Below are 26,133 nucleotides of genomic sequence, written 5' to 3'. Positions count from 1 at the left end.
AGGCTGCCCAAGGCAGCCTTCAGCTCTGAAAAGGTTTTACCGGACACTAGTGACGCAGAGCGTGGGAACGATCAGTGTCGGATCAGCGCTGTACGACGCGCAGCTGATTCGGTTCTTTGGGCATAACCCGCTTGGCAACCACGTAATGGTTGTCCCAGTACGGTTTCTTCAGTGTATCGATGGTCACCGACTTGCCACGGCGTGGCGCGTGGATGAAACGGTCGTTGCCCAGGTAGATGGCAACGTGATTGACCCGGCGGCTCTTGATATTGAAGAAAATCAGGTCGCCTGGCTTCAGATCGTTACGATCGACTTTCTCACCGTGACCGCTGGCCATGGCATTGGAGGTGCGCGGCAGGTCGAAGGTGGCGTCGTTGAACGCGTATTTCACCAGACCGCTGCAGTCGAACCCTTTACTTGGGCTGCTGCCACCCCAACGATAAGGCGTGCCGAGGACGTTTACCGCGCGGCTCAACACGTTGCTGCTTTCCTTGGTCGCCATCGGCGGGACCAGCTTGCCGTTGGCGCGGCTCAGTTGGGTGGAACGTTTTACTGTCTGTTGGTTTTTGCTCGAAGGAGCAGAAACATGGGATTTTGGGGTGTAACCATTAACGTTCGGAAGACGTTGCTCACGATTGGTGGCGTGGGCGGCCAGGGGCAATAATAGGCAAATGGTTAGCCATGTCTTGAAAAATGGACGCATTAGGCAAGGCTCGTATGGGTTAGCGCGCAACTTTATAACAGCTTTTTTGTCCCTTCCGAGGCCGTTGGTCGATTCAACCTTGGGGTCAACGGAACCAAATAAGCGGCAAAGTGACGCAATTGTCTGACACAAGTCAGGTGTTACAAGGCTTTGACGGGACCCAAGGTAGCATTCGCCGTATGTCGGCTGCCTGTAAAAAAGTCACAAAGAATTCAAGAATATTTCTCTATCGCGTGATTCGAGGCCATCCATGAACACCTATCGACAACCCGTTTCACAGCAAGATACGCACAGCAAAGTGATCGGTTACCTGCTGTGGATTTTCGGTTTTACCGGGGCTCACCGCTTCTATTACGGTAAGCCGGTGACCGGGACGATCTGGTTTTTGACCCTCGGCTTGCTAGGTATTGGCTGGCTGATCGACGTGTTCCTGATCCCGGCCATGGATCGTGAAGCGGACCTGCGCTTTACCGCCGGCCCCATCGAATACAGCGTCGCGTGGATTCTGCTGACGTTCCTTGGGGTGCTCGGTGTGCATCGGATGTATCAGGGGAAGTGGATCAGCGGGTTGCTGTACCTGGTCACGGGCGGGTTGTTCTTGCTGGGGGTGTTGTATGACTTCTGGACGCTGAACGACCAGGTTTCGATTCGCAACGCGCAGAACAGAGGCGCCTTCCAGTAAGTTGTGGCGAGGGAGCAAGCCCCCTCGCCACAGGGTTTTACGCCTGGTGACTGATCCGCCCATCCACCAGGGTGTAACGCACCACGCCCGGCAGGCTGTGGCCAATGAACGGGCAGTTTTCGCCCTTGGACAGCCAGGTTTCACCGGCCACGGTCGAGGCCGCCGGGTCGAACAGCACGATATCCGCCGCGCCACCCACCGCCAATTTACCCGCTGGCAAGCGCAACGCCTCGGCAGGGCCAGCGCTCAAGCGTGCGAGCAGGGTTGGCAGGTCGAGCAAGCCGTCCTCCACCAAGGTCATCGCCAGCGGCAGCAGCAGTTCAACGCTGCTGATGCCCGGCTCGGTGGCACCGAACGGTGCCAGTTTGGCATCGCGCTCGTGGGGTTGGTGATGGCTGGAAATGGCAGATACCACACCGGACTTCACCGCTGCCCGCAGGCCGTCACGGTCGGCGCGGGTGCGCAGCGGCGGCTGGACGTGATAGAGGCTGCTGAAGTCGATCAGCGCTTCGTCGGTGAGGATCAACTGATACAGCGCCACATCCGCCGTGACCTTCAACCCGCGAGCCTGGGCCTGAGCGATCAGCGCTACACCGCGCGCGCTGGTGAGCTGGCTGAAGTGCGCACGCACACCGCTTTGCTCGACCAGCAGCAGATCCCGGGCCAGGGCCACGGTTTCGGCAGTTTCCGGAATGCCCGGCAAGCCGAGGAAGCTCGCAGTCGGGCCTTCGTGCGCCAGGCCGCCTTCGGCCAGGTCGTGGTCCTGCGAGTTGAAAATCACTGTCAGGTCAAATGTCGCCGCATATTCCAGCGCCCGGCACAGAGTGCGGGTGTTGCGGAAACTCTCCAGACCATTGCCGAAGGCCACGCAACCGGCATCGCGCAAGGCAACCAGTTCTGCAAGCTGCTCGCCGTCCAGGCCTTTGCTCAGGGCGCCGATCGGGAACACTTTGGTGTTGCCGGCTTCGCGGGCGCGGTCGAGGATCAGTTCAGCCACGGCCGAGGTGTCCAGCACCGGTCTGGTTTTTGGTGGGCAGCACAGGCTGGTCACGCCGCCGGCGGCGGCCGCGCGGGTTTCGCTGGCGATCGAGCCTTTGCGGCTGTAGCCCGGTTCGCGCAGGGCGACGTTCAGGTCAACCAGACCCGGGGCGGCCACCAGGCCCTTTGCGTCGATGGTGTCGACGGCAACAAAACCGGCTGGAGCGGCGCCAAGGGCGACGATCTTGCAGGCTTCAACGTGGATATCAGTCACTTGATCCAGGCCGCTGGCCGGATCGATAACGCGTGCGCCGAGAATGCTGAGCTTCACTGGGCGTTCTCCTGCTCGAATTGGCGCTGGGCTGTTTGCCCGCTCATGGCCATGGACAGCACGGCCATACGAATCGCGATCCCGTAGGTCACCTGGTTGAGGATCACCGAGTGCGGACCGTCGGCCACCGCCGACTCAATCTCCACCCCACGGTTGATCGGCCCCGGGTGCATCACGATGGCATCGGGTTTGGCGCCGGCCAGGCGCGCGGTGGTCAGGCCGAACAGGCGGTAGAACTCGCCTTCGCTCGGCAGCAGGCCGCCGGTCATGCGCTCACGCTGCAAGCGCAGCATGATCACCACGTCGACGTCTTTCAGGCCTTCGGTCATGTCGGTGTAGACCTTCACACCGTATTGCTCGATGCCGATCGGCAGCAGGGTTTTCGGCGCGATCACGCGGATGTCCGGGCAGCCGAGGGTTTTCAGTGCCAGCATGTTCGAGCGCGCCACCCGCGAGTGCAGGATGTCGCCGACGATGGCCACCGAGAGGTTTTCGAAGCCGCCCTTGTGCCGACGAATGGTGAGCATGTCGAGCATGCCCTGGGTCGGGTGCGCATGACGGCCGTCGCCACCGTTGATGATCGCCACTTGTGGGCAGACATGTTCGGCAATGAAGTGCGCCGCGCCGGAATCACCGTGACGCACGACGAACATGTCGGCAGCCATGGCTTCGAGGTTGCGCAGGGTGTCGAGCAGGGTTTCGCCCTTGCTCGCCGACGACGTGGATACGTTCAGGGTAATCACGTCGGCCGACAGCCGTTGGGCCGCCAGTTCGAAGGTGGTGCGGGTGCGGGTGGAGTTCTCGAAGAACACGTTGCACACGGTCTTGCCGCGCAGCAGCGGGACTTTCTTCACCGCCCGGGCGCCGACTTCGAGGAACGAGTCGGCGGTGTCGAGGATTTCCGTCAGCAGCTCGCGGCGCAAACCGTCGAGCGAGAGGAAGTGGCGCAGCTGGCCCTGATCATTGAGCTGCAGCGGGCGCTTGGTTTCTAGAGGCGTCATCGCGAGGGACTCTCAATAGGGCGAATTAAAGGGCGAGGTCTTGAAGTTCAAGCTTGAGTTCCGGGCCGGACAGCTTCACCCGTTCATGGGCTGCCAGCGCCAGGGTCGCGCCGACCACGTTCGGGCGGATCGGCAACTCACCGGCGTCCAGGTCCAGCAGGCACACCAGCGTCACGCTGGCCGGGCGGCCATAGTCGAAGAGTTCGTTCATTGCGGCGCGGATAGTCCGGCCACTCATCAGCACGTCGTCGATCAGCACCAGGTGCTGGCCTTCGATCTCGAACGGCAGCGCCGAAGGGCGGACTTGTGGGTGCAGGCCGTTCTGGCTGAAGTCGTCGCGGTAGAAGGACACATCAAGGGTGCCCAGCGGCGCGTCGCTGCCCAGTTCATCGAGCAACGCCTGAGCAACCCAGACGCCACCGGTCCGAATACCGATATAACGTGGTTCGCTGATGCCACGGTGTTCCAGATAAGCCTTGAGACGGATCGCCATCTGGCTGATCAGTTCGGCGGGATTAGGCAGGCTCATGGTTTGCTCCTTCTTGGTCCCGAGCCCAGCTTTGGGGTATAGCGCCTGGGTGGGGGCTCGGGTTGTAGCTATAAAGAGACGCGCAGCGGCTCATCAGGATCAGGTGCGGTCAGGATTCGAACAGTGCGGTGTTTTCGTCGAGCCAGCCTTGCAGCAGCAGGGCGGCGGCGATGGCGTCGACCGGGTTGTCGCGGTAACTGCCTTTCTGCCCGCCACGGACCAGGCGTTCACCCTTGGCCTCGAAGGTGGTCAGGCGCTCGTCGTGAGTATAGAAGGGCAGGTTGTAGCGGCCGTTCAGGCGGCGGGCGAACTTTTCGGCCCGCAGGCACATGTCGCTGGGTGTGCCGTCCATGTTCAGCGGCAGGCCAACTACCACGGCGTCGGGTCTCCACTCCTTGATCAGGGCTTCGACCTGATTCCAGTCGGGAATGCCGTTTTGTGCCTTCAAGGTGCACAGCTCGCGGGCCTGGCCGGTTATGACCTGGCCGACCGCCACGCCGATCTGCTTGGTGCCGTAGTCAAAACCCAGAATCAGCCGCAGGGCCATCAGGCGTGCCCCGCCTGGCTGGTGAGCAGGCTGAGGTTGATACCCAAGTGCTTGGCTGCCGCTTCGAGACGCAACTCGCTGCTGGTGTTGAACAGGATGTCGGCGTCGAACGGGCAGGTCAGCCAGGCGTTGTCCGCCAGTTCGGCTTCCAGTTGCCCGGCTTCCCAACCGGCATAGCCGAGGGTGATCACGCTTTTCGCCGGGCCGACGCCGTCGGCGATGGCGAACAGCACATCCTGGGAGGTCGACAGCGACAGCTCGCCTTCCAGATCAACGGTGGCCTGGTAGGTTTTTCCCGACGGGTGCAGGACAAAGCCGCGATCGGTTTGTACCGGGCCGCCGATAAAGATCGGCACGTGCTGACAGAGCACTGGCGGTTCGATATCGGGGCGCAATTGCTCGAGGATATCGGCCAGGTTCAGGTCCTGCGGACGGTTGACCACCAGCCCCATGGCACCATTGGCCGTGTGCTCGACGATGTAGGTCAAGGTGTGCGCAAAGTTCGGGTCGGCCATGTGAGGCATGGCGATCAGGAAGTGATGCTTGAGGTAGCTGGGGCTGACGTTCTTCATGAGCGCTAGTGTGGCGTTGGAGGGGCGAACTGACAAGCTGAGCACGTCAAAAGATCGCAGCCTTCGGCAGCTCCTACCCTGCGATCTTTGATCTTGCGGCTAATTACTGGACAACCGGTCCCCACGCGCAAACTTCCACGTGCGGATGATTTCCAGCCGGTCGATGTCCGACAGGTCCCCGGTGAACGGCGAAAACGGTGCGGCCAGCCGCACGATGCGCTGCGCCGCCTGATCCAGCAGCGGTTGGCCGGACGATTCCAGCACCAATACTTCATACAGCGAGCCGTCGCGATTGATCGAGACCATCAGGCGCAAATTGCCATAAATCTGTTTGCGTCGGGCTTCGTCGGGGTAGTTGAGGTTGCCGATGCGCTCGACCTTCTTGCGCCATTCATCCTTGTACCAGGCACCCTTGTCGCGCATGGTCGACGCGGCGCTCAAGCGGTGGATGCGCGGGCGCTTGGCGTACAGCTGTTGTTCATTGGCCAGTTCTGCTTCCAGGCTGGCAATGTCACTGGACAACTGCGAGCTGTCGAAGGTCGGTGCCTCGATCTTGGGCTTGGCTTCGGTCTTGACCTCTTCCTGTTTGGTCGCGGCTTTTTTCGGCTTCGGCGCGACAGTCGTCACGGCGGCCTTGGGCGCGGCTTCCTGCACTTGAGGTTTGGCGGTTGGCGGCGGAGTGACCGTCTGCACCTTGTTGTCCTGGAAGGGCGCGACCTCGGTGGTCTTGGGGATCGCCTTTTTATCCAGGGTGCCACTGCCTTGCTGATTCTCTTGAGCGAGGAAATCGGCTTTCTTCGGCTTGGTTTCGCTTTTGAAAGTGGCGAGGGTGATTTCCAGGGTTTTGCTGATTTGCTTGGGTTCGACCATGGTGAACCCGACGCCCAACAGCAAGGCCAGGTGAATCAGCGCCGCGAGAAACAGGGTAAAACCGAGGCGATCGGCCGGGCGCACGCCACTATGGGCGAGTTCAGCGGGCAAATCGGACGGGAGTGTCATGACAAGAAAACCAACATCGCGTTTTTTACAGGCCGGGGATGATAACGCAATGTTGGTCGGTTCTTGGTTGTTCTATCTCAACGAGCCTTGAGCTTCTGATCGATGGCATCCATCAACTGGCCGCCGATGTCGGTGCCGAACGCGTTATCGATCTCGCGAATGCAGGTCGGGCTGGTGACGTTGATTTCGGTCAGGTGCTCACCGATCACGTCGAGACCGACGAACAGCAGGCCTTTCTCACGCAGGGTCGGGCCGACTTGCGCGGCGATCCAGCGATCCTTGTCGGTCAGCGGTCGGGCTTCGCCACGGCCACCGGCGGCGAGGTTGCCACGGGTTTCGCCAGCGGCCGGAATCCGCGCCAGGCAATAATCCACAGGCTCGCCGTCGATCATCAGGATGCGCTTATCGCCATCGACGATCGCCGGCAGGTAACCCTGGATCATGATCTGCTGCTTGCCATGCAGGGTCAGGGTTTCGAGGATCACCGACAGGTTCGGGTGGCCCGCGGTGTGACGGAAGATCGACGAACCGCCCATGCCGTCCAGCGGCTTGAGGATGACGTCACCGTGATGATCGGCGAATTCACGCAACACGTCCGGGCGACGGCTGACGATGGTCGGCGGCGTGCACTGCGGGAACAGCGTGGCGAACAGCTTCTCGTTGCAGTCACGCAGGCTTTGCGGTTTGTTGACCACCAGCACGCCAGCGCGCTCGGCTTGCTCCAGCAGGTAAGTGGAGTAGACGAACTCCATGTCGAACGGCGGATCCTTGCGCATCAGGATCACGTCCAGATCGCTCAGCAGTGCGTCGGATTCGGCGCCCAGCTCGAACCACTTCTGCGGGTCGGCGAAGACTTTCAGCGGACGCATCCGCGCGCGCGCCTCGCCCTCGGCCTGATACAAATCGCGCTGTTCCATATAGAACAGTTCCCAGCCACGCTTTTGCGCGGCCAGCAGCATGGCCAGCGAGCTATCCTTTTTATAGGAGATGCTGGCGATAGGATCCATGACAATCCCGACGCGAACGCTCATGGGGTTTTCCTCGAAATTGGGGTGGAAAGTGCGATGAAAAAGTGGCGTCAGAGTGGCGCTGAGTGGGTTCCCGGTCAAGGAAAAACCACCGCACAGGTCACCCGATAGATTGGAGGGGGAGACTGTGCTAAAAAGGCTGCCAAGTGGTGCTGGCCCTTGAGTATCAAGGGTTTCGGGCCGCAAACGGACAAATTGATTCACAAAGGCGACGGTAGAGCCCCTATGGAACAGCATTCCAGCGCCTTGAAGGTCATGGTGATCGATGATTCGAAAACGATTCGTCGCACCGCCGAAACGCTATTGAAAAACGTGGGCTGTGAAGTCATCACCGCAATCGATGGTTTCGATGCCTTGGCCAAGATTGCCGACAATCATCCGGGCATCATCTTTGTCGACATCATGATGCCGCGTCTGGATGGCTATCAGACCTGCGCGTTGATCAAGAACAACAGTGCGTTCAAGTCCACGCCAGTGATTATGCTGTCGTCCAGGGACGGGTTGTTCGACAAGGCCAAGGGGCGGATCGTCGGCTCCGACCAGTTTTTGACCAAGCCTTTCAGCAAGGAAGAACTGCTGAACGCGATCCAGGCCCACGTACCGGGCTTTGCCGTCGTTTCGCCGCAGTAGGACACGCACAGTGACGCTCGGCCATGGGGCCAGGTGTCGACAAGAATGGGGAAGACCATGGCACGTATTCTGATCGTCGATGATTCGCCGACTGAAATGTACAAACTGACCGGCATGCTCGAAAAGCACGGTCATGAAGTGTTGAAAGCCGAAAACGGCGCCGACGGCGTGGCCCTGGCCCGTCAGGAAAAACCCGACGCGGTGCTGATGGACATCGTCATGCCCGGCCTCAATGGTTTCCAGGCGACCCGTCAGCTGACCAAAGACCCGGAAACCGGGCACATCCCGGTGATCATCATCACCACCAAGGATCAGGAAACCGACAAGGTCTGGGGCACGCGCCAGGGCGCCAAGGACTACCTGACCAAACCGGTCGACGAAGACACGCTGATCAAAACCCTGAACAACGTGCTGGCCGGTTGATCGTCCGGCCATGACCGAGTCGCTGACGGCCTTCGAACTGCTGCTGCAGATTGACCAGCGTTGTCGTCTGCTGGCGGCGGACCTGCCGTCCCAGCCGACTCGACAGGACAGCTGGAGCGGCATCGGTTTTCGCTTGGGCGAGCATGGGTACGTCGCGCCCATGGGCGAAGTCAGCGAAGTCCTGCACGAACCGCGCGTTACCGAAATGCCGGGGGTCAAGCCCTGGGTCAAGGGCGTAGCGAACCTGCGTGGGCGGCTGCTGCCGATCATGGATGTGTACGGCTTCTTTTATGGTTATGAGGCCGGCCATGAACTGTCGGCCCTGCGCAAGCAGCGGCGGATATTGGTGGTGGAGCACAACGACGTGTTTGCCGGGTTGCTGGTCGATGAGGTCTTCGGCTTGCAGCACTTCGCCCAGGACAGCCTGGAACCGGTGCCCATGGACGAGCTGCAGGGGCCGATCGCCCCATTCGTCAAAGGCCGCTTTCAGCGTGAGCAGAACTGGCAGGTGTTCAGCCCGTTTGCGTTGGCGCAGTCGCAAGGATTCATGAACGTGGCGTTGTAGCCAGAGCGCCGCAGTCCTGTAGGAGCGAGGCTTGCCCGCGAAGCAGGCGGTGCGGTTTTGCAGGAATACCGCGTTTTCGTTCTTCGCGGGCAAGCCTCGCTCCTACAAGGGCATAGGTTGAATTGGGCAGGACAGGCGAGGACCGATGATTAAAGCAAAAACAGGTACGCCGGAAGGGTCGCGCAGCCGGTCGCAGATCATCGTGCTGTTTATCGCGCTGATCATCTTCATCATGCTGCTGTTCGCCAACTTCGCGTACCTCAACACCCAGGCGAATTACGACAAGCAGTACATCGGCCACGCCGGTGAGCTGCGCGTGCTGTCGCAACGCATCGCCAAGAACGCCACCGAAGCCGCCGCAGGCAAGGCCGCTGCATTCAAGTTGCTCAGCGATGCGCGCAACGACTTCGCCCTGCGTTGGGGCTTTCTGAAGAAAGGCGATCCCTCCACCGGCCTGCCGCCGGCACCGTCCACCGTGCGCGCGGAAATGCGCGCGGTGCAGCTGGATTGGGAGCGGCTGCTGAAAAACACCGACGCCATTCTCTCCAGCGAACAGACCGTATTGTCCTTGCATCAAGTCGCCGCGACGCTGGCCGAAACCGTGCCGCAATTGCAGGTCGAGTATGAAAAGGTCGTCGAAACCCTCCTGCAACGTGGCGCCCCTGCCGCTCAGGTGGCGATGGCCCAGCGTCAGTCGCTGCTGGCCGAGCGGATTCTCGGTGCGGTGAACACCGTGCTGTCCGGCGACGAAAACTCGCAGCAGGCCGCCGACGCTTTCGGTCGCGACGCAGCGCGTTTCGGCCAGGTACTCAACGGCATGCTTCAAGGCAATGCGGCGCTGAAAATCAGCCAGGTCGAAGACCGCGATGCGCGTGCCCGGTTGACCGAGATTTCCGAGCTGTTTGAATTCGTCTCGGGCTCGGTGGACGAAATCCTCGAAACCTCGCCGGAGCTGTTCAAGGTCCGCGAGTCGGCCAGCAACATTTTTACCCTGTCGCAAACCCTGCTCGATGAAGCCTCGCACCTGGCCAGTCGTTTCGAAAACCTCGCCGGCGGACGCGATACCGACACCATTGGTGGCTACGTGCTGGGCTTGCTCGCGCTGATGTCGATCATCCTCATCGGCCTGGTGATGGTGCGCGAAACCAACCGTCAGCTGCGTGAAACCGCCGAGAAAAACGAACGCAACCAGAACGCAATCATGCGCCTGCTGGACGAGATCGAAGACCTGGCCGACGGTGACCTGACCGTGACTGCCTCGGTGACCGAAGACTTCACCGGGACCATCGCCGACTCGATCAATTATTCCGTCGATCAACTGCGCGATCTGGTGGCGACCATCAACCTCACTGCCGGCCAGGTCGCCGCCGCCGTGCAGGAAACCCAGGCCACCGCGATGCACCTGGCCCAGGCCTCGGAGCATCAGGCGCAGCAGATTTCCGAAGCCTCCATGGCGATCAACGACATGGCCGAGTCCATCGATCAGGTCTCGGCCAATGCCGCCGAATCCTCAGCGGTGGCCGAACGCTCGGTGGAAATTGCCAACAAGGGCAACGAAGTGGTGCACAACACCATCCACGGCATGGACAATATTCGCGAACAGATCCAGGACACCGCCAAGCGCATCAAGCGACTCGGTGAGTCCTCACAGGAAATCGGCGACATTGTCAGCCTGATCGATGACATTGCCGATCAGACCAACATCCTCGCCCTCAACGCGGCGATTCAGGCGTCCATGGCCGGTGACGCCGGGCGCGGTTTTGCGGTGGTGGCCGACGAAGTACAGCGGCTGGCCGAGCGTTCGTCCGCGGCGACCCGGCAGATCGAAACGCTGGTGCGGGCGATTCAGACCGACACCAACGAAGCGGTGATTTCCATGGAGCAGACCACCACCGAAGTGGTGCGCGGCGCGCGTCTGGCGCAGGATGCCGGAGTGGCCCTGGAAGAAATCGAAGGCGTATCGAAGACCCTCGCGGCACTGATCCAGAGTATTTCCAACGCCGCGCAGCAACAGACGTCTTCGGCCGGCCAGATTTCCCTGACGATGAACGTGATCCAGCAGATCACCACGCAGACCTCGTCCGGCTCCACCGCCACTGCCGAGAGCATTGGCAACCTGGCGAAAATGGCCAGCCAGCTGCGGCGTTCGGTGTCCGGTTTCACCTTGCCGGCCAAGCCTGCGCAAGCTGCGGACAACGCTTGAACCGCCTCAGAGCGTATGCATTTGATTGGAGTAGTTATGGGTGATCGGCACGACTATGTGGCCCTCGAATGGGTCAAAGGCGAGATTGCCGAAACGCTGAAGCAGGCTCATCAGGCGATCGAAACCCTGATCGACGACCCGCAGGCGACGCACGCGCTGAGTGAGTGCCTGGCCTGTGTCCATCAGGTGCACGGCAGTTTGCAGATGGTCGAGTTCTACGGCGCGGCGCTGCTCGCCGAAGAGATCGAGCAACTGACCAGCGCCTTGCAGCAGAACCGCGCCAGCCATCGCGACGAGGCCATTCGTCTGCTGCTGCATGCCCTGGGGCAATTACCGACGTACCTCGACCGGGTGCAAGGCGCCCGGCGTGACTTGCCGCTGGTGGTGTTGCCGCTGATCAACGATCTGCGCAGTGCCCGTGGCGAAAGCCTGTTGTCGGAAACCAGCCTGTTCAGCCCACAACTTCCTGAACTGTCACCTCTGAGCGAAGAGGCCGTGGCGCTGCTGGAGCCGTCCGACTTGCCGAATGTGCTGCGCAAGTTGCGGCAAATGCTGCAGATGGCGCTGGTCGGCTTGCTGCGCGAGCAGGATGACGAAACCCACCTGGCTTATCTGGCCAGGGTTTTTACACGCCTTGAAGGGCTGTGCGGCAATGCGCCGCTGAGCCCGTTATGGCACGTTGCTTCGGCGCTGGTCGAAGGCATGCGCAATGGCTCGATCGCCAACAGCCCCGCGCTGCGCAGCCTGTTCAGGGACGCCGACAAAGAACTCAAGCGCTTGCTCGAACAAGGCATGCCTGCGATCAATGAACCGGCACCGCCAGAGCTGCTCAAGAGTTTGTTGTTCTATATTGCCAAGGCCGAACACCCCACCGGGCAGATGCTGACCATGAAAGATCGCTACTCACTGGACGACGCGCTACCCGACAGTGCGATGGTCGATGAAGAACGGGCAAGGCTGGCCGGCCCTGATCGCGACGCCATGCGCTCGGTATTGGCGGCGTTGTGCGAAGAGTTGGTGCGGGTCAAGGAGCGCCTGGACCTGTTCGTGCGCAGCGACCGCCAGCACACCTCGGACCTCGAAAGCCTGCTGGCGCCCCTGCGACAAATCGCCGACACCCTGGCGGTGCTCGGTTTCGGCCAGCCGCGCAAGGTCATCATCGATCAACTGGCGGTGGTGCTGAGCCTCGCCCAGGGCCAGCGCGAACCCAACGACGCGACGCTCATGGACGTCGCCGGGGCCTTGCTCTATGTCGAAGCGACCCTGGCCGGCATGGTCGGCACCGTGGAACCGGAAAGCCAGGAAGACAGCCGTCTGCCGACCACCGACCTGACGCAGATCCATCAGATCGTGATCAAGGAAGCGCGCATCTGTCTGCAACAGGCCAAGGACATGATCGTCGACTACATCGAAGCCGACTGGGACCGTCAGTATTTGCAACCGTTGCCGGCGTTGCTGACCCAAGTGCGCGGTGCGCTGGCGATGATTCCGTTGGCCCGCGCAGCGAGCTTGGTCGAGTCCTGTAACGGTTTCATCCGCGAGCATCTATTGGTGGACCCGGGCCAGCCCGGCTGGCAGCAACTGGACAGCCTGGCCGACGTCATCACCAGCATCGAGTATTACCTGGAGCGCCTCAGCGACGACCCCGAAGCGCCCGGTGAACAACTGCTCGACGTCGCGGAAAAAGGCCTGGCCGCACTCGGTTTCTTCCCCAGCGAACAGCATGTGCCGATGCTTGAGGATGTGCTGAGCCCCAATGAAGCCCTGGTCATGCAGGACATGCAGGAGCTCGATGATCCCGAGATCGTTCAGTCGCTGGCCGATGTGTTGGCCAGCCCGGTGTCGTCGGTCAATCCACCCGCACTGACTATGCCGGGCAGTCTATTGCCGCCACCCGCCGGTGAAGAACCGGTGGACGATGAGCTGCGGGAAGTCTTCCTCGAAGAAACCGACGAGGTTCTGGAAATCATCCAGGAGTACCTGCCGCGCTGGTCGGCCAATCCCGACAGCCCATCGGCCTTGAGTGAGTTGCGCCGCGCCTTCCACACCCTCAAAGGCAGTGGCCGAATGGTCCGCGCGCTGGTGCTGGGCGAGCTGGCCTGGGCGGTGGAAAACCTGCTCAACCGCGTGCTTGAACACAGCGTTGCACCTGGGCCTGCGGTGCAGCAACTGGTGGGCGACGCGCTGAAGTTGCTGCCGGAACTGGTGACCGAGTTCGCCGCCCATGCCCAACGCCAGCGCAACGATGTCGACCAATTGGCCGCCCGTGCCCATGCCCTCGCCAAGGGCGATGAGTCGCTGTCCGATGAGGACGCGCAGGATGTCGCGGCGCTCGATCCACTGTTGTTGGAGATCTTCCGCAACGAAGCCGAAACCCATTTGAACAGCCTCAATCGCTTCCTCGATCAGGCCGCCGAGCACGTACCGCTGCAGGCCAGTGACGAGTTGCAGCGAGCCTTGCACACCCTCAAGGGCAGCGCATCGATGGCCGGCGTGTTACCGATTGCCGAGCTGGCGGCGTCGCTGGATCAATTGGCCCGGGAATACAAGGCTCACCGGATTGCCCTCGATCTGGACGAAGTCGAATTGCTGCTGGAAGCCGAAGGTTTGTTCCGCCTGGGGCTGCGACAGCTCAAGAGCGATCCGCTGGCTGAAATCCCCGGCGCCCGTTCGTTGATCGAACGCACCCAGACACTGCTGGCCGAACGTCTGCAAAGCCTGTCGAGCGCGCCCAATACGGGGTTGCGGATCAAGCGCGATCCGCAACTGATCAACAACTTCCTCGCCCAGGGCATGGACATCCTGCTGGATGCCGAAAGCCTGTTGCAGCGCTGGCAGCAGCATCCCGGCGAGCGCCAGGAACTCAGCGCGCTGCTGGATGAATTGACCACCCTCGGCGAAGGTGCGCACCTGGCCGACCTGCATCCGGTGGACGAACTTTGTGAAGCCTTGCTCGATCTCTATGGCGCTGTGGAAGAAAGCAGCCTGGCGGTCAGCGACAGGTTTTTCCACGAGGCGCAAAGTGCCCACGAAGCGCTGATCAACATGCTTGACGAACTGGCCGCCGGCCAGGAAGTCACCGCGCAACCGCAGCGGGTTCGGGCCTTGCGCGGCTTGCTGGATGAGAGTCTCGACCCATCCTCCATGGGCCTGATTCGCAGTGATGGCAGCCGTACCCTGAGCATTCGAGAACTGGGCAGCGCCACCGCCGAGCTGGAGCAGGCCGCGACTGAGGTAGATCTGGACGACGAAATCGTTTCGATCTTTCTTGAGGAAGCGGTGGATATCCTCGACAGCGCCGGTCAGGCCTTGCAACGCTGGTTGAGCGACCCGGATAACGCCGCACCGCTATTGTCCTTGCAGCGCGACTTGCACACCCTCAAGGGCGGAGCGCGGATGGCCGAGGTCGAGCCGGTCGGCGATCTGGCCCATGAGCTGGAAAGCCTTTACGAGGGCCTGGTGGACCGCCGTTACAGCCACAGCGAAGCGCTGGCGCAGTTGCTGCAACAGAGCCATGACCGACTGGCCGAGTTCCTCGAGCAGTTGCAGCACAACCGTCCGTTGGGTGACCCGGGCGAATTGATCGAGGCCATTCGTGAGTTTCGCCTGGGCAATGCCGGCAGTGCGGACGTGATTGAACCTGCGGCCAGCAACGATTCAGCGAGCCATGATTCCGAGCTTCTGGAGATCTTCCTCGAAGAAGGTTTCGACATCATCGAAAACTCCGGCGCGGCGCTGGTTCGCTGGCAGGCCGAGCCATCGAATCGTCAGGAAGTGGAAACCCTGCTGCGCGACCTGCACACCCTCAAGGGGGGCGCGCGAATGGTCGAAATCGCGCCGATCGGCGACCTGGCCCATGAGCTGGAATTCCTCTACGAAGGCTTGTCCGCTGGTGTGCTGCAACCGACCGCGGCGCTGTTCACGCTGTTGCAAAGCAGCCATGACCGACTGGCGCAAATGCTCGATGCCACCCGTGCCGGTCAGCCACTGCCACTGCCACTGGCCGATCGGCTGATCGAGGCGATCAAGAATTTCAGCCATCCGGCGGTGCCCGAAACACCGACACCGGTGGCGATGCCCGCAGCGCCCAAAGCCGAGCCAGCCGCGCTACAACCCGAAGGCGCCGACACGGTCAAGGTCTCGGCGGAGTTGCTCGACGACCTGGTCAACCTCGCCGGGGAGACTTCGATCTTTCGTGGCCGTATCGAACAACAGGTCAACGATGCACGGGTAGCCCTGAGCGAGATGGAAACCACCATCGAACGTATGCGCGACCAGTTACGCCGCCTCGATACCGAAACCCAGGGGCGGATTCTCAGCCGTCAGCAAGTCGAGGCCGAGCGCTTGGGCTACGAAGAGTTCGACCCGCTGGAGATGGACCGTCACTCGCAGCTGCAACAGCTGTCGCGGGCGCTGTTCGAATCCGCCTCCGACCTGCTTGACCTCAAGGAAACCCTCGACCGACGCAATCAGGATGCGGAAAACCTTCTGCAACAGCAGGGCCGCATCAACACTGAATTGCAGGAAGGGCTGATGCGTACGCGCATGGTGCCGTTCGAGCGAATGCTGCCGCGTTTGAAACGCATCGTCCGTCAGGTTTCCAGCGAGCTGGGCAAGGATGTGGAGTTCATCGTCGGCAACGCCGAAGGCGAGATGGACCGCAACGTCCTCGAGCGCATGGCGGCGCCGCTGGAACACATGCTGCGCAACGCCGTCGACCATGGGCTGGAATCGGCCGAGGTGCGGATCGCAGCCGGTAAACCGGCCCAGGGCAAGATCACCCTGGACTTGTCGCGAGAGGGCGGCGACATCATTTTCGACATCTGCGACGACGGTGCCGGCGTGCCGCTGGACGCCGTGCGGCGCAAGGCGATCAAGCGCGGGCTGCTCGCCCCGGACAGCGACATCAGCGACCGCGACGTGCTGCAATTCATCCTGCAACCGGGGTTCTCCACCGCCGAGAAAATCACCCAGATCTCCGGGCGCGGCGTCGGTATGGACGTGGTTCACGAAGAAGTCCGGCAGCTTGGCGGCACCATGAGCATCGACTCGACTTCGGGGCAGGGTGTGCATTTCCGGATTCGCCTGCCGTTCACCGTGTCGGTCAATCGCGCGCTGATGGTGCAATGCGGGGAGGATCAATACGCGATCCCGTTGAACACCATCGATGGCATCGTTCGGGTGTTGCCCAACGAACTCGAAGGACATTACCGGCTCGATCCACCGACCTACGAATACGCCGGGCAACGCTATGAGCTGTGCTATCTCGGCGAGCTGCTGAAAACCAGTACCCGCCCGAAACTGCTGGGCCAGAGCCTGCCGTTGCCGGTGTTGCTGGTGCAGTGCAACGAACGGCACGTCGCGGTGCAGGTGGATGCCATGGCCGGCACCCGGGAAATCGTGGTCAAAAGCCTCGGCCCGCAATTTGCCGCAGTGCAGGGTTTGTCCGGTGCGACGATTCTCGGCGATGGCCGGGTGGTGCTGATTCTCGACTTGCTGGCGCCGATCCGCGCGATGCAAGCGCAGGTGCCGCAACGGCCTGTGATCCAGGACGTAGAGCCCGAGGCGCAACGGCCGTTGCTGGTGCTGGTGGTCGACGATTCGGTCACCGTGCGCAAGGTCACCAGCCGTCTGCTGGAGCGCCACGGCATGAACGTGCTGACCGCCAAGGACGGCGTCGACGCCATGCTGCTGCTGGAAGAACACATGCCCGACCTGATGCTGCTGGACATCGAAATGCCACGCATGGACGGCTTCGAAGTGGCGACCCAGGTGCGCGCCGACGAACGCTTGCAACATCTGCCGATCATCATGATCACCTCCCGCACCGGCCAGAAACACCGCGCCCGCGCCATGGCCATCGGCGTCAACGACTACCTCGGCAAGCCGTATCAGGAATCGATGCTGCTCGACAGCATCGCTCGCTGGAGCAAAACCCATGCATGAGCACCGCTCCAGCAACCTCACCGGTTTGCTGCTGCCCCTGGCCGACCGCAACCTGGTTCTGCCCAACGTTGCCGTCGCTGAACTCATCGATTACCAGCCCGGCGCCTTCGACCTCGACACCCCTCCGTGGTACCTGGGGCGGGTGACGTGGCGGGAACGGCAGATTCCGTTACTCAGTTTCGAGTCAGCGTGTGGCAACAAAGTGGTGATCGGCGAGCGAGCGCGGATCGTCATCCTCAACGCCCTCGGCGGGCGGCCTGAGCTGAAGTTCATTGCTCTTCTGGTGCAGGGAATTCCGCGCTCTTACAAACTCGACAGCCAGTTGAGCTATGTGGATGTGCCGTTGTGTTCGCTGGAAAAGGCGGCGGTGCAGGTGGCCGAGCAAGTGGCCAAGGTGCCTGATTTATTGGCGCTGGAGGAGCTGCTTGTTACAGCAGGGTTAGCCCACTGATCGTTCCCACGCGCAGCAAAGGAATGCCTCAACGGACGCTCCGCGTTCGGCTGTTGAAGGGACGCAGAGCGTCCCGGGCTGCATACCCACGCAGAGCGTGGGAACGATCGTTTGTGCGCTAAACCCCGGCCCGAGCCTTCATCTGCAACGACTCATGATGATCCAGCACCCGCTCCACCAACAACTGCACGCCATCTGCCAAACGGCTGAGCGCCAAGGCTACAGAGCGGCGTGAGCCTTCCACATCGTCCGCCAGATCGGCCGCGATGGCGCTGATGGACAGCAGGTCTTCGGAGGCATTGGCCAGAAGGGCTTCGGTGTCGATATCGGGGGAGACGCTGAAGAGGCGGGATTTACGGCGTTTGGCCGGTTTTTCGTGGGGTGACGGGAAGTAATGGGAGAAGGCGCGGTCGGCGGCTTCCTTGAGTTTCTCGGCTTCGAGGGCGGCTTGGGAATCGACGCCGGTTTCCGGTGGGTTGGGAGTAGCTTTGAACATAGTGAAGCTCCATTTAATGAGTTTCAGCTGCTCCCTCGGGTTCCAATCGAAGGGGTGGCAGCTGTACGCAGGTTGGAACCCGGGGTAAACGGACAAAACCCGGCAGACACTAAGGTCTCCCGCGCACAGCCGCCATAACGGAGTGCACACATTAGAGGTGCGCAAGCATACGTTATGAAAGGCTCTTTTTCGCCGTCTACACCTCGGGGTTCCAAACCCGGTCGCTGAGGTTGGCAGCGACACACAAACGATAAAGATCAGCGCAAAAGCGCACCAGTCAGCGGGTTCCGGCATTGCTGTAGGCAGCGACGCAAGGTTGTGTAGCCTCTCACCGTTACTGCGGACAAACTTTTAAACACAAAACCCCAGGCTGTCGGAGTGCGAAGGGCGCGGACCTGATCGTTCCCACGCTCTGCGTGGGAATGCAGCCCGGGACGCTCCGCGTCCCATTCGAGAGCTGGAACGCGGAGCGTCCCTTGAGGCATTCCCACGCGGAGCGTGGGAACGATCGGGGCGGTGTTCGATCATTACGGTCAGCGTAACGATCCAACACTCTGCTTGATTGATACCCCCCACCCAACGCCCCTAAGGTGACTCCCACGACAGCGAACCCGTGGAGTGGTCATGACAACAACAATATCCCCCGACTCGCGATGGACGCGGCGGCGCAGCGAAAAGCAGCGGCGTCTCGAATTGGTGAAGGGGCTTGCCGACGGTGTGGTGTTGCCCACCGACAAGATCGTGGCGGCGTTGGAGGCGTTGATTCTGCCCGGCGACCGTGTGGTGCTGGAGGGTAATAACCAGAAGCAGGCGGATTTCCTGTCTCGCTCCCTGGCCAAGGCCGATCCGGGCAAGCTGCATGACCTGCACATGATCATGCCCAGTGTCGGGCGTTCCGAGCACCTGGACCTGTTCGAACGCGGCATCGCGCGCAAGCTCGATTTCTCGTTCGCCGGCACCCAGAGCCTGCGCATCAGCCAGTTGCTCGAAGACGGTTTGCTGGAAATCGGCGCGATCCACACCTACATCGAACTCTATGCGCGACTGGTGGTGGACCTGATCCCCAACGTCGTGCTCTCGGCCGGTTTCATGGCCGACCGCGCGGGCAACATCTACACCGGCCCAAGTACCGAAGACACCCCCGCGTTGATCGAACCGGCGGCCTTCAGTGACGGCATCGTCATCGTTCAGGTCAATCAATTGGTGGATGATGTCAGCGACCTGCCTCGCGTGGATATCCCCGCGTCCTGGGTCGACTTCGTGGTGGTGGCGGACAAGCCGTTCTACATCGAGCCGTTGTTCACCCGCGACCCACGCCACATCAAGCCTGTGCATGTGTTGATGGCGATGATGGCGATCCGCGGGATCTACGAAAAACACAACGTTCAGTCGCTGAACCACGGCATCGGCTTCAACACCGCCGCCATCGAATTGATCCTGCCGACTTACGGCGAGTCCCTTGGCCTCAAGGGCAAGATCTGCCGCAACTGGACCCTCAATCCTCACCCGACCCTGATTCCGGCCATCGAAAGTGGCTGGGTCGAAAGCGTGCATTGCTTCGGCACCGAACTGGGCATGGAAAACTACATCGCCGCCCGGCCTGACGTGTTCTTCACCGGTCGCGATGGCTCTCTGCGTTCCAACCGGATGTTCAGTCAGCTCGCCGGGCAATACGCGGTGGACCTGTTCATCGGCGCGACCTTGCAAGTCGATGGCGACGGTCATTCCTCCACCGTGACTCGCGGTCGCCTGGCCGGTTTCGGTGGCGCGCCGAACATGGGCCACGACCCGCGCGGGCGTCGCCACGGCACGCCAGCCTGGCTCGACATGCGCCACACCGACGTGGCCGAGCCGATGCTCGAACGCGGCAAGAAACTGGTGGTGCAGATGGTCGAGACCTTCCAGGAGGGCGGTAAACCGACCTTCGTCGAAACCCTCGACGCGGTGGAGGTGGCGAAGAAAAGCGGCATGCCGCTGGCGCCGATCATGATCTACGGCGACGATGTCACCCACCTGCTGACCGAAGAAGGCATCGCCTACTTGTACAAGGCCCGCTCCCTCGAAGAGCGCCAGGCGATGATCGCTGCTGTCGCCGGGGTGACCGCCATCGGCTTGCGCCACAACCCCAAAGACACCGCGCGCATGCGCCGCGAAGGCCTGATCGCCTTGCCCGAAGACCTCGGCATCCGCCGCACCGACGCCACTCGCGAACTGCTCGCAGCGAAAAGCGTGGCCGATCTGGTGGAGTGGTCCGGTGGCCTCTACAACCCGCCTGCCAAGTTCAGGAGCTGGTAATGCACGCATTCAACCTGCAACCGAGAACGTTAACCCAGCCCTTGTCGATGCCCGAACGGCTGGCGGACCTGGCGGTGGACGCGTTGATCGACGAAGCGGACCTGTCGCCGAAACCGGCGCTGGTGGACCGTCGTGGCAATGGTGCGCATACCGATTTGCACCTCGGGCTGATGCACGCTTCGGCGTTGTCTCTGTGGCCGGCGTTCAAGGCAATGGCGGACGCGGCCATCGAGTTCGGCGAAGTCGGTTTAGCGCTGCGCGAAACCATTGGGCGGATTGGGCGTGAAGGCGAGCAAGCAATGCTCGCCACCACCAATGGCGTGAACACCCATCGTGGGGCGATCTGGGCGTTGGGGCTTTTGGTCACGGCCGTCGCGCTGGAACCTGAGTCCAGTGCCGCAAGCGCCATCACCTTGCGCGCTGCGCGCCTGGCCCTTCTCGACGACCGTTACGCCCCGCGTCCGCTCAGCCACGGTGCGCAAGTCGCACAGCGTTATGGCGCACGCGGTGCCCGTGAAGAGGCACAGCTCGGTTTCCCGGCGGTGATTCAACGCGCACTGCCGCAACTCAAACGCAGCCGCGCTGCAGGCGTTGCCGAACAGAACGCCCGGCTCGATGCTCTGCTGGCGATCATGACGACACTGGCCGACACCTGCGTGCTCTACCGCGCAGGCGAAACCGGCCTGCACACCATGCAATTCGGCGCGCAAGCCGTGCTCGACGCCGGCGGCAGCGCCAGCCTCGCCGGTCGCCGTCGTTTGCATGAGCTGGACCAACAATTAATCGCGTTGAATGCCTCGCCCGGCGGCGCTGCGGACTTGCTCGCAGCCTGTCTGTTCATCGACCGCATCTCCACTTGCGACGGCATCTTCCAGGGAGCTTTTTGATGGAAACCTTATCCTTTGAATTTCCCGCCGGGCAGCCGCCCCGGGGCAGGGCGCTGGTGGGTTGTGTGGGCTCGGGCGATCTGGAAGTGCTGATCGAGCCGGGGCTGGCGGGCAAGCTGACGATCCAGGTGCAGACCTCGGTCAATGGCAGTGAACAACGCTGGCAGCATCTGTTCGCGCGGATGTTCGATGGCCAGACACCGCCCGCGATGGCGATCGATATCCACGATTTCGGCGCCACCCCCGGCGTGGTGCGCTTGCGTCTGGAACAGGGCTTTGAGGAGATCGGCCATGACTGACAGCGCAGCACTTCTCAACAAACATAGCTTCGTCGAACTCGGCGCTCGGCAACGCGCCAAGGCCTTGCTCGACGCCGGCACCTTCCGCGAACTGCTCGATCCGTTTCAGCGCGTTATGTCGCCATGGCTGTCGCGCCAGGGTGTGGTGCCACAAGCCGATGACGGCGTGGTGATCGCGAAGGGCAGCATCGGCGGTTTGCCGGTGGTGATCGCGGCCATCGAAGGCGCGTTTCAGGGGGGCAGCCTGGGTGAAGTCGGCGGGGCGAAGATTGCCGGCGCGCTGGAGCTGGCCGCCGAGGACAACCGTAAAGGCATTGCCACTCGCGCCGTGTTGCTGCTGGAAACCGGTGGCGTACGTTTGCAGGAAGCCAATCTCGGGCTGGCGGCGATTGCCGATATTCATGCGGCGATTGTCGATCTGCGCCAGTACCAACCGGTAATCGGCGTGGTCGCCGGCAGCGTCGGCTGTTTTGGCGGCATGTCGATTGCCGCCGGGTTGTGCAGTTATTTGCTGGTGACTCAGGAAGCGCGCCTTGGCCTCAACGGTCCGCAAGTGATTGAGCAGGAAGCCGGGCTTGAGGAATACGACTCCCGTGATCGCCCGTTCATCTGGAGCCTGACCGGCGGCGAGCAACGCTTCGCCAGTGGCTTGGTGGATCGCTATGTCGCCGACGACGTGGCGCAGATTCAGCAGCAGGTCGGCGAATTGCTCAAGCAAGGTTTGCCGGCGCAAACCCGCAGCCGCCAGGCCGAATGGTTCCTGCAACGGCTGGCCCGTCTGGACGCCGGACCGCAAATCGAGCCGGCGACGGTTCGCGATCTGTATCAAGGAGAGCGCTCATGAGTTCGTATTCCCTGAGAGGCCTGAACTGGTTCAACGCCTTGAGCGCTGGCGCGAAATCGGTCGAGGGTTTGCCGGCTTCGTTGAAAGTCGCTGACGGTGTATTGCTCGATCAGCCCGTGCGGTTTATTGCGGTGGTGGCCGATCCCGACAACCGCTTCGTCCGCGCTCGCAATGGCGAGGTGGGTCTGCTGGAAGGTTGGGGCCTGGCCAAAGCGGTGGAGGAGGTGATCGAAGCCGATCGGGATAAACCGCACAAACGGGCATTGATCGCCATCGTCGATGTGCCGAGCCAGGCTTACGGTCGGCGCGAAGAGGCGCTCGGCATTCATCAGGCGTTGGCCGGTGCAGCGGACAGTTATGCCCGCGCCCGACTGGCCGGCCATGCGGTGATCGGTTTGCTGGTGGGCAAGGCGATGTCCGGGGCGTTTCTGGCTCACGGGTATCAGGCCAACCGGCTGATCGCGTTGCGCGATCCGGGTGTGATGGTGCATGCGATGGGCAAGGCTTCGGCGGCGCGGGTGACGTTGCGCAGTGTCGAAGAGCTTGAAGCCCTGGCCGCCAGCGTGCCGCCGATGGCCTATGACATCGACAGCTTCGCCAGTCTGGGTTTGCTCTGGGAAACCTTGTCGGTGGAGCAGATCGAGCAGCCGACGACGGCGGATCTGGCTCGCGTGACGGAGTGTCTGAACCAGGCGATTGGCGATGTCGCTGCCAGCGGTCGCGATCTGAGCAGCCGCTTGGGCGCGAGTAACCGCGCCGCGTCGAGCAAGGTTCGCCAACTGCTGAGAGCGCAGTGGTGAACATGTATCTGGCCCACGACCTGCTTTGGGGGATGACCCCGGAGCAGTTGCCGGCGGATGCGCCTGGGTGGGTGGTCGAGTCGATCAGCGCGGGTCAGCCGGTGGTGGTTCGGCGTGCGATAACCGCTTCGAATCAGGTCGCAGTCGGGGTGCGTGGACGCTTGCGCGAACAGCGTTATGCAACGTCGATGACCATTGCTGCGATTTCGCATCGGGTACGGCCGGAAGAGCTCTGCCATGTCGAGTCGAGTCGCGACCTGCCGACCCTGCGAGCGCTGGCGCAACTGCGGCCGATGCTCGATGCCTGCGGTTGGGTGTGGGGTGTCAGCGGCAGCGCCGGGTTTGAATTGGCCAGCGGTTTTGTGGCGTTGCATGAGCGTAGCGATCTCGATTTGATTCTGCGTACACCACAGCCGTTTAGCCGCATTCAAGCGCAGGCGTTGAAGACGCTTCTCGGCACCGCTGAGTGTCTGGTGGACATGCAGTTGCAGACGCCTTACGGCGCTGTCGCCCTGCGTGAATGGGCTGGCCCATCGCAACGGGTTCTGCTCAAAAACTCCTGTGAAGCGTGTCTGGTGTCCGATCCGTGGAACCCGCAGGAGCAAGCAGCGTGAGCAGCTTGCTGGTGTTCCCCGGTCAGGGCGCGCAGCAGCCGGGCATGCTCCATCGCTTGCCTCGGGAAACGCTGATCGAGGCGAGCGAGGTGCTTGGCGAAGACGTCTTGCTGCTCGATTCTGCCGAGGCGTTGCAGTCGACAAGGGCGGTTCAGTTGTGCCTGCTGATTGCCGGCGTCGCCGCTTCGCGTCAGTTATCAATGGCGCCAGATTACGTGGCGGGATTGTCCATCGGTGCCTACCCGGCGGCGGTTGTTGCGGATGCCTTGAGCTTCAGCGATGCACTGCATCTGGTCAGCCTGCGCGGTGAGCTGATGCAGCAGGCTTATCCTCAGGGCTATGGCATGACCGCGATCATCGGTCTGGAACTGGCGACGGTGGAAGGGTTGCTGGCGCAGGTTCACAGTGTTGATACACCGGTTTACCTGGCCAACATCAATGCCGATAACCAGGTGGTCATCGCCGGCAGCGATGGTGCGATGAAAGCGGTCGCCGAATTGGCGAAAGGTCGTGGCGCCGGTTTGGCCAAGCGTTTGGCGGTCAGCGTGCCGTCGCATTGTCCGCTGCTGGAAACACCGGCAAATACCTTGGCCGAAGCCTTCATCAAGGTGCAGTTGAAAACGCCGACCCTGGGTTACCTGAGCGGCAGCCGTGCACGGCCCGTCATCAATACCGACGCCTTGCGCGACGACCTGGCGTTCAACATGTGCCGCGTCGTCGATTGGCGCGGCACGGTGCAAAGCGCTTACGAGCGCGGCGTGCGTCTACAGATCGAACTGCCGCCCGGTGCGGTGTTGACCGGGCTGGCGCGCCGGGTGTTCGAGCAGGGCACCGTCATTGCCTGTGACGGTGCGCGGCTCGATACCTTGCAGGCGCTGTTGCGTGAGGAGGGAAGCCGCCAACCCTAGACCGCCGACTCAGGTTGCGAACTACAAAAACAACAATTCCGACGATGCACTTTGAGGACTACAACAATGATTATTTACGGTGTGGCGCTGTTGGCGATTTGTACGCTGGCAGGGGTGATCATGGGTGACATGCTCGGCGTGTTGCTGGGTGTGAAATCCAACGTCGGCGGGGTCGGGATCGCGATGATCCTGCTGATCTGCGCACGGTTGTGGATGCAAAAACGCGGCGGCATGACCAAGGATTGCGAGATGGGTGTCGGCTTCTGGGGCGCCATGTACATTCCGGTGGTGGTCGCCATGGCGGCGCAACAGAACGTGGTCACCGCCCTGCACGGCGGCCCGGTGGCGGTGCTGGCGGCGATCGGTTCGGTGGTGCTCTGCGGCTGCACCATTGCGCTGATCAGCCGGACCCACAAAGGCGAACCCTTGCCCGATGAACCGGCGGACATAACGCCGGTCGGCGCACCGGCAGGAGGTCGCTGATATGTGGGATCTCATCGAGAAAGGTCTGGAACATAACGGTCTGGTCACAGCGTTCGCCTTCGTTGGCGTGATCATGTGGGTGTCGGTGGTGTTGTCCAAGCGTCTGACCTTCGGACGGATTCACGGCTCGGCGATAGCCATCGTCATCGGCCTGGTGCTGGCCTGGGTCGGCGGCACCATGACCGGCGGGCAAAAAGGCCTGGCGGATTTGTCGCTGTTTTCCGGCATCGGTTTGATGGGCGGTGCCATGCTGCGTGACTTCGCCATCGTCGCCACGGCGTTCGAAGTGCAGGCTACCGAAGCGAAAAAGGCTGGGATGATTGGCGTCATCGCGTTGCTGCTGGGCACGATTCTGCCGTTCATTGTCGGGGCGAGCATTGCCTGGGTGTTCGGTTATCGCGATGCGATCAGCATGACCACCATTGGCGCAGGCGCGGTGACGTACATCGTCGGGCCAGTGACCGGTGCCGCGATTGGGGCCACATCCGATGTGATGGCGTTGTCGATTGCCACAGGGTTGATCAAGGCGATTCTGGTGATGGTCGGCACGCCGGTGGCGGCGCGCTGGATGGGTCTGGATAACCCGCGCTCGGCGATGGTGTTTGGCGGGTTGGCCGGGACGGTGAGTGGTGTGACTGCCGGGTTGGCGGCGACGGATCGGCGGCTGGTGCCGTATGGCGCGCTGACGGCGACGTTCCACACCGGGCTGGGGTGCTTGCTTGGGCCTTCGTTGCTGTACTTCGTTGTTCGCGGGATTGTTGGCTGACTGATCGTTCCCACGCGCAGCAAAGGAATGCCTCAATGGACGCTCTGCGTCCGCTTTGGGACGCGGAGCGTCCCGGGCTGCATTCCCACGCAGAGCGTCACTAGTGTCCGGTAAAACCTTTTCAGAGCTGAAGGCTGCCTTGGGCAGCCTTCA

At 61.9% G+C, this 26,133-nt stretch carries 25 protein-coding genes; 16 read left to right on the top strand and 9 right to left on the bottom strand.

Annotated features, from left to right (window positions below):
- Nucleotides 1–82 precede the first annotated feature (82 nt).
- Nucleotides 83–703: a C40 family peptidase gene (locus tag AC1RO5_RS30355; RefSeq protein ID WP_493179413.1), complete on the bottom strand. Its 621-nt coding sequence runs from the start codon at nucleotides 701–703 to the stop codon at nucleotides 83–85.
- A gap of 250 nt (nucleotides 704–953) precedes the next feature.
- Between AC1RO5_RS30355 and AC1RO5_RS30350 the strand changes: the two genes are divergently transcribed.
- Nucleotides 954–1,385, top strand: coding sequence for an NINE protein (locus tag AC1RO5_RS30350; RefSeq protein ID WP_493179411.1), 432 nt, complete (start codon nucleotides 954–956; stop codon nucleotides 1,383–1,385).
- A gap of 37 nt (nucleotides 1,386–1,422) precedes the next feature.
- On the opposite strand, the gene AC1RO5_RS30345 is transcribed toward AC1RO5_RS30350, so the two are convergent.
- The 7 genes from AC1RO5_RS30345 to gshB all read right to left on the bottom strand — a co-directional run bounded on the left by AC1RO5_RS30345 (nucleotide 1,423) and on the right by gshB (nucleotide 7,373).
- Nucleotides 1,423–2,694 (bottom strand): dihydroorotase, encoded by a 1,272-nt coding sequence (locus AC1RO5_RS30345; protein ID WP_253417828.1) that lies wholly within the window; start codon nucleotides 2,692–2,694, stop codon nucleotides 1,423–1,425.
- Complete coding sequence (locus AC1RO5_RS30340; protein ID WP_007939362.1) at nucleotides 2,691–3,695, bottom strand: aspartate carbamoyltransferase catalytic subunit; 1,005 nt, start codon at nucleotides 3,693–3,695, stop codon at nucleotides 2,691–2,693. The genes AC1RO5_RS30345 and AC1RO5_RS30340 overlap by 4 nt, the downstream gene beginning before the upstream one ends.
- Nucleotides 3,696–3,720: 25 nt before the next feature.
- Complete coding sequence (gene pyrR / locus AC1RO5_RS30335; protein ID WP_493179409.1) at nucleotides 3,721–4,224, bottom strand: bifunctional pyr operon transcriptional regulator/uracil phosphoribosyltransferase PyrR; 504 nt, start codon at nucleotides 4,222–4,224, stop codon at nucleotides 3,721–3,723.
- Nucleotides 4,225–4,333: 109 nt separating this feature from the next.
- On the bottom strand, nucleotides 4,334–4,771 hold the full coding sequence (gene ruvX, locus AC1RO5_RS30330; RefSeq protein WP_493179407.1) for a Holliday junction resolvase RuvX: 438 nt from the start codon (nucleotides 4,769–4,771) through the stop codon (nucleotides 4,334–4,336).
- Nucleotides 4,771–5,343 carry a YqgE/AlgH family protein gene (locus tag AC1RO5_RS30325; RefSeq protein WP_007939365.1) on the bottom strand — a complete coding sequence of 191 codons (573 nt, stop codon included), beginning with the start codon at nucleotides 5,341–5,343 and terminating at the stop codon, nucleotides 4,771–4,773. The genes ruvX and AC1RO5_RS30325 overlap by 1 nt, the downstream gene beginning before the upstream one ends.
- A gap of 99 nt (nucleotides 5,344–5,442) precedes the next feature.
- Nucleotides 5,443–6,342 carry a TonB family protein gene (locus AC1RO5_RS30320; RefSeq protein WP_493179405.1) on the bottom strand — a complete coding sequence of 300 codons (900 nt, stop codon included), beginning with the start codon at nucleotides 6,340–6,342 and terminating at the stop codon, nucleotides 5,443–5,445.
- A 77-nt stretch (nucleotides 6,343–6,419) separates the two neighbouring features.
- Nucleotides 6,420–7,373 carry a glutathione synthase gene (gene gshB / locus AC1RO5_RS30315; RefSeq protein ID WP_493179403.1) on the bottom strand — a complete coding sequence of 318 codons (954 nt, stop codon included), beginning with the start codon at nucleotides 7,371–7,373 and terminating at the stop codon, nucleotides 6,420–6,422.
- A gap of 222 nt (nucleotides 7,374–7,595) precedes the next feature.
- On the opposite strand from gshB, the gene pilG reads away from it, so the two are divergent.
- From pilG to AC1RO5_RS30285, 6 genes are all read left to right on the top strand, one after another.
- Complete coding sequence (gene pilG, locus AC1RO5_RS30310; protein ID WP_007897954.1) at nucleotides 7,596–8,000, top strand: twitching motility response regulator PilG; 405 nt, start codon at nucleotides 7,596–7,598, stop codon at nucleotides 7,998–8,000.
- Nucleotides 8,001–8,057: 57 nt separating this feature from the next.
- A complete protein-coding gene (gene pilH, locus AC1RO5_RS30305; RefSeq protein ID WP_007897961.1) occupies nucleotides 8,058–8,423 on the top strand; it encodes a twitching motility response regulator PilH in 366 nt (121 codons plus the stop codon).
- A 10-nt stretch (nucleotides 8,424–8,433) separates the two neighbouring features.
- Nucleotides 8,434–8,988: a chemotaxis protein CheW gene (locus AC1RO5_RS30300; RefSeq protein WP_493179401.1), complete on the top strand. Its 555-nt coding sequence runs from the start codon at nucleotides 8,434–8,436 to the stop codon at nucleotides 8,986–8,988.
- Between the two features lie 145 nt (nucleotides 8,989–9,133).
- Entirely contained in the window at nucleotides 9,134–11,191 is a 2,058-nt protein-coding gene (locus AC1RO5_RS30295) for a methyl-accepting chemotaxis protein (RefSeq protein ID WP_493179399.1), read from the top strand.
- A gap of 36 nt (nucleotides 11,192–11,227) precedes the next feature.
- Nucleotides 11,228–17,137 (top strand): Hpt domain-containing protein, encoded by a 5,910-nt coding sequence (locus tag AC1RO5_RS30290; RefSeq protein WP_493179398.1) that lies wholly within the window; start codon nucleotides 11,228–11,230, stop codon nucleotides 17,135–17,137.
- Nucleotides 17,130–17,588, top strand: a complete 459-nt coding sequence (locus AC1RO5_RS30285; protein ID WP_493179396.1) for a chemotaxis protein CheW — start codon at nucleotides 17,130–17,132, stop codon at nucleotides 17,586–17,588. Before AC1RO5_RS30290 ends, AC1RO5_RS30285 begins: the two co-directional genes overlap by 8 nt.
- A 118-nt stretch (nucleotides 17,589–17,706) precedes the next feature.
- Here AC1RO5_RS30285 and AC1RO5_RS30280 read toward each other — a convergent pair whose 3' ends face one another.
- Complete coding sequence (locus AC1RO5_RS30280) at nucleotides 17,707–18,084, bottom strand: DUF6124 family protein (protein WP_493179394.1); 378 nt, start codon at nucleotides 18,082–18,084, stop codon at nucleotides 17,707–17,709.
- 624 nt (nucleotides 18,085–18,708) lie between these two features.
- On the opposite strand from AC1RO5_RS30280, the gene mdcA reads away from it, so the two are divergent.
- From mdcA to madM, 9 genes are all read left to right on the top strand, one after another.
- Nucleotides 18,709–20,379, top strand: coding sequence for a malonate decarboxylase subunit alpha (gene mdcA / locus AC1RO5_RS30275; RefSeq protein ID WP_019580630.1), 1,671 nt, complete (start codon nucleotides 18,709–18,711; stop codon nucleotides 20,377–20,379).
- A complete protein-coding gene (locus AC1RO5_RS30270) occupies nucleotides 20,379–21,266 on the top strand; it encodes a triphosphoribosyl-dephospho-CoA synthase (RefSeq protein WP_493179393.1) in 888 nt (295 codons plus the stop codon). The genes mdcA and AC1RO5_RS30270 overlap by 1 nt, the downstream gene beginning before the upstream one ends.
- Nucleotides 21,266–21,565 (top strand): malonate decarboxylase subunit delta, encoded by a 300-nt coding sequence (locus AC1RO5_RS30265; protein WP_007941972.1) that lies wholly within the window; start codon nucleotides 21,266–21,268, stop codon nucleotides 21,563–21,565. The genes AC1RO5_RS30270 and AC1RO5_RS30265 overlap by 1 nt, the downstream gene beginning before the upstream one ends.
- Nucleotides 21,558–22,409 carry a biotin-independent malonate decarboxylase subunit beta gene (locus tag AC1RO5_RS30260; protein WP_493179391.1) on the top strand — a complete coding sequence of 284 codons (852 nt, stop codon included), beginning with the start codon at nucleotides 21,558–21,560 and terminating at the stop codon, nucleotides 22,407–22,409. The genes AC1RO5_RS30265 and AC1RO5_RS30260 overlap by 8 nt, the downstream gene beginning before the upstream one ends.
- The gene (gene mdcE, locus AC1RO5_RS30255; RefSeq protein WP_493179389.1) at nucleotides 22,406–23,209 is read left to right on the top strand and encodes a biotin-independent malonate decarboxylase subunit gamma; all 804 of its coding nucleotides are present in this window, start codon (nucleotides 22,406–22,408) and stop codon (nucleotides 23,207–23,209) included. The genes AC1RO5_RS30260 and mdcE overlap by 4 nt, the downstream gene beginning before the upstream one ends.
- On the top strand, nucleotides 23,203–23,823 hold the full coding sequence (locus tag AC1RO5_RS30250; RefSeq protein ID WP_493179387.1) for a malonate decarboxylase holo-ACP synthase: 621 nt from the start codon (nucleotides 23,203–23,205) through the stop codon (nucleotides 23,821–23,823). Before mdcE ends, AC1RO5_RS30250 begins: the two co-directional genes overlap by 7 nt.
- Nucleotides 23,820–24,731, top strand: a complete 912-nt coding sequence (gene mdcH, locus AC1RO5_RS30245; RefSeq protein WP_493179385.1) for a malonate decarboxylase subunit epsilon — start codon at nucleotides 23,820–23,822, stop codon at nucleotides 24,729–24,731. Before AC1RO5_RS30250 ends, mdcH begins: the two co-directional genes overlap by 4 nt.
- A 66-nt stretch (nucleotides 24,732–24,797) precedes the next feature.
- Entirely contained in the window at nucleotides 24,798–25,214 is a 417-nt protein-coding gene (madL, locus tag AC1RO5_RS30240; protein WP_493179384.1) for a malonate transporter subunit MadL, read from the top strand.
- A 1-nt stretch (nucleotide 25,215) separates the two neighbouring features.
- Complete coding sequence (gene madM / locus AC1RO5_RS30235) at nucleotides 25,216–25,980, top strand: malonate transporter subunit MadM (protein WP_493179382.1); 765 nt, start codon at nucleotides 25,216–25,218, stop codon at nucleotides 25,978–25,980.
- Nucleotides 25,981–26,133 lie beyond the last annotated feature (153 nt).

This window comes from Pseudomonas sp. GW822-FHT02G04 (genome assembly GCF_058802085.1).
The sequence above is the reverse complement of the archived record's forward strand: the minus strand, read 5'-3'. Positions and strand labels throughout refer to the sequence as shown.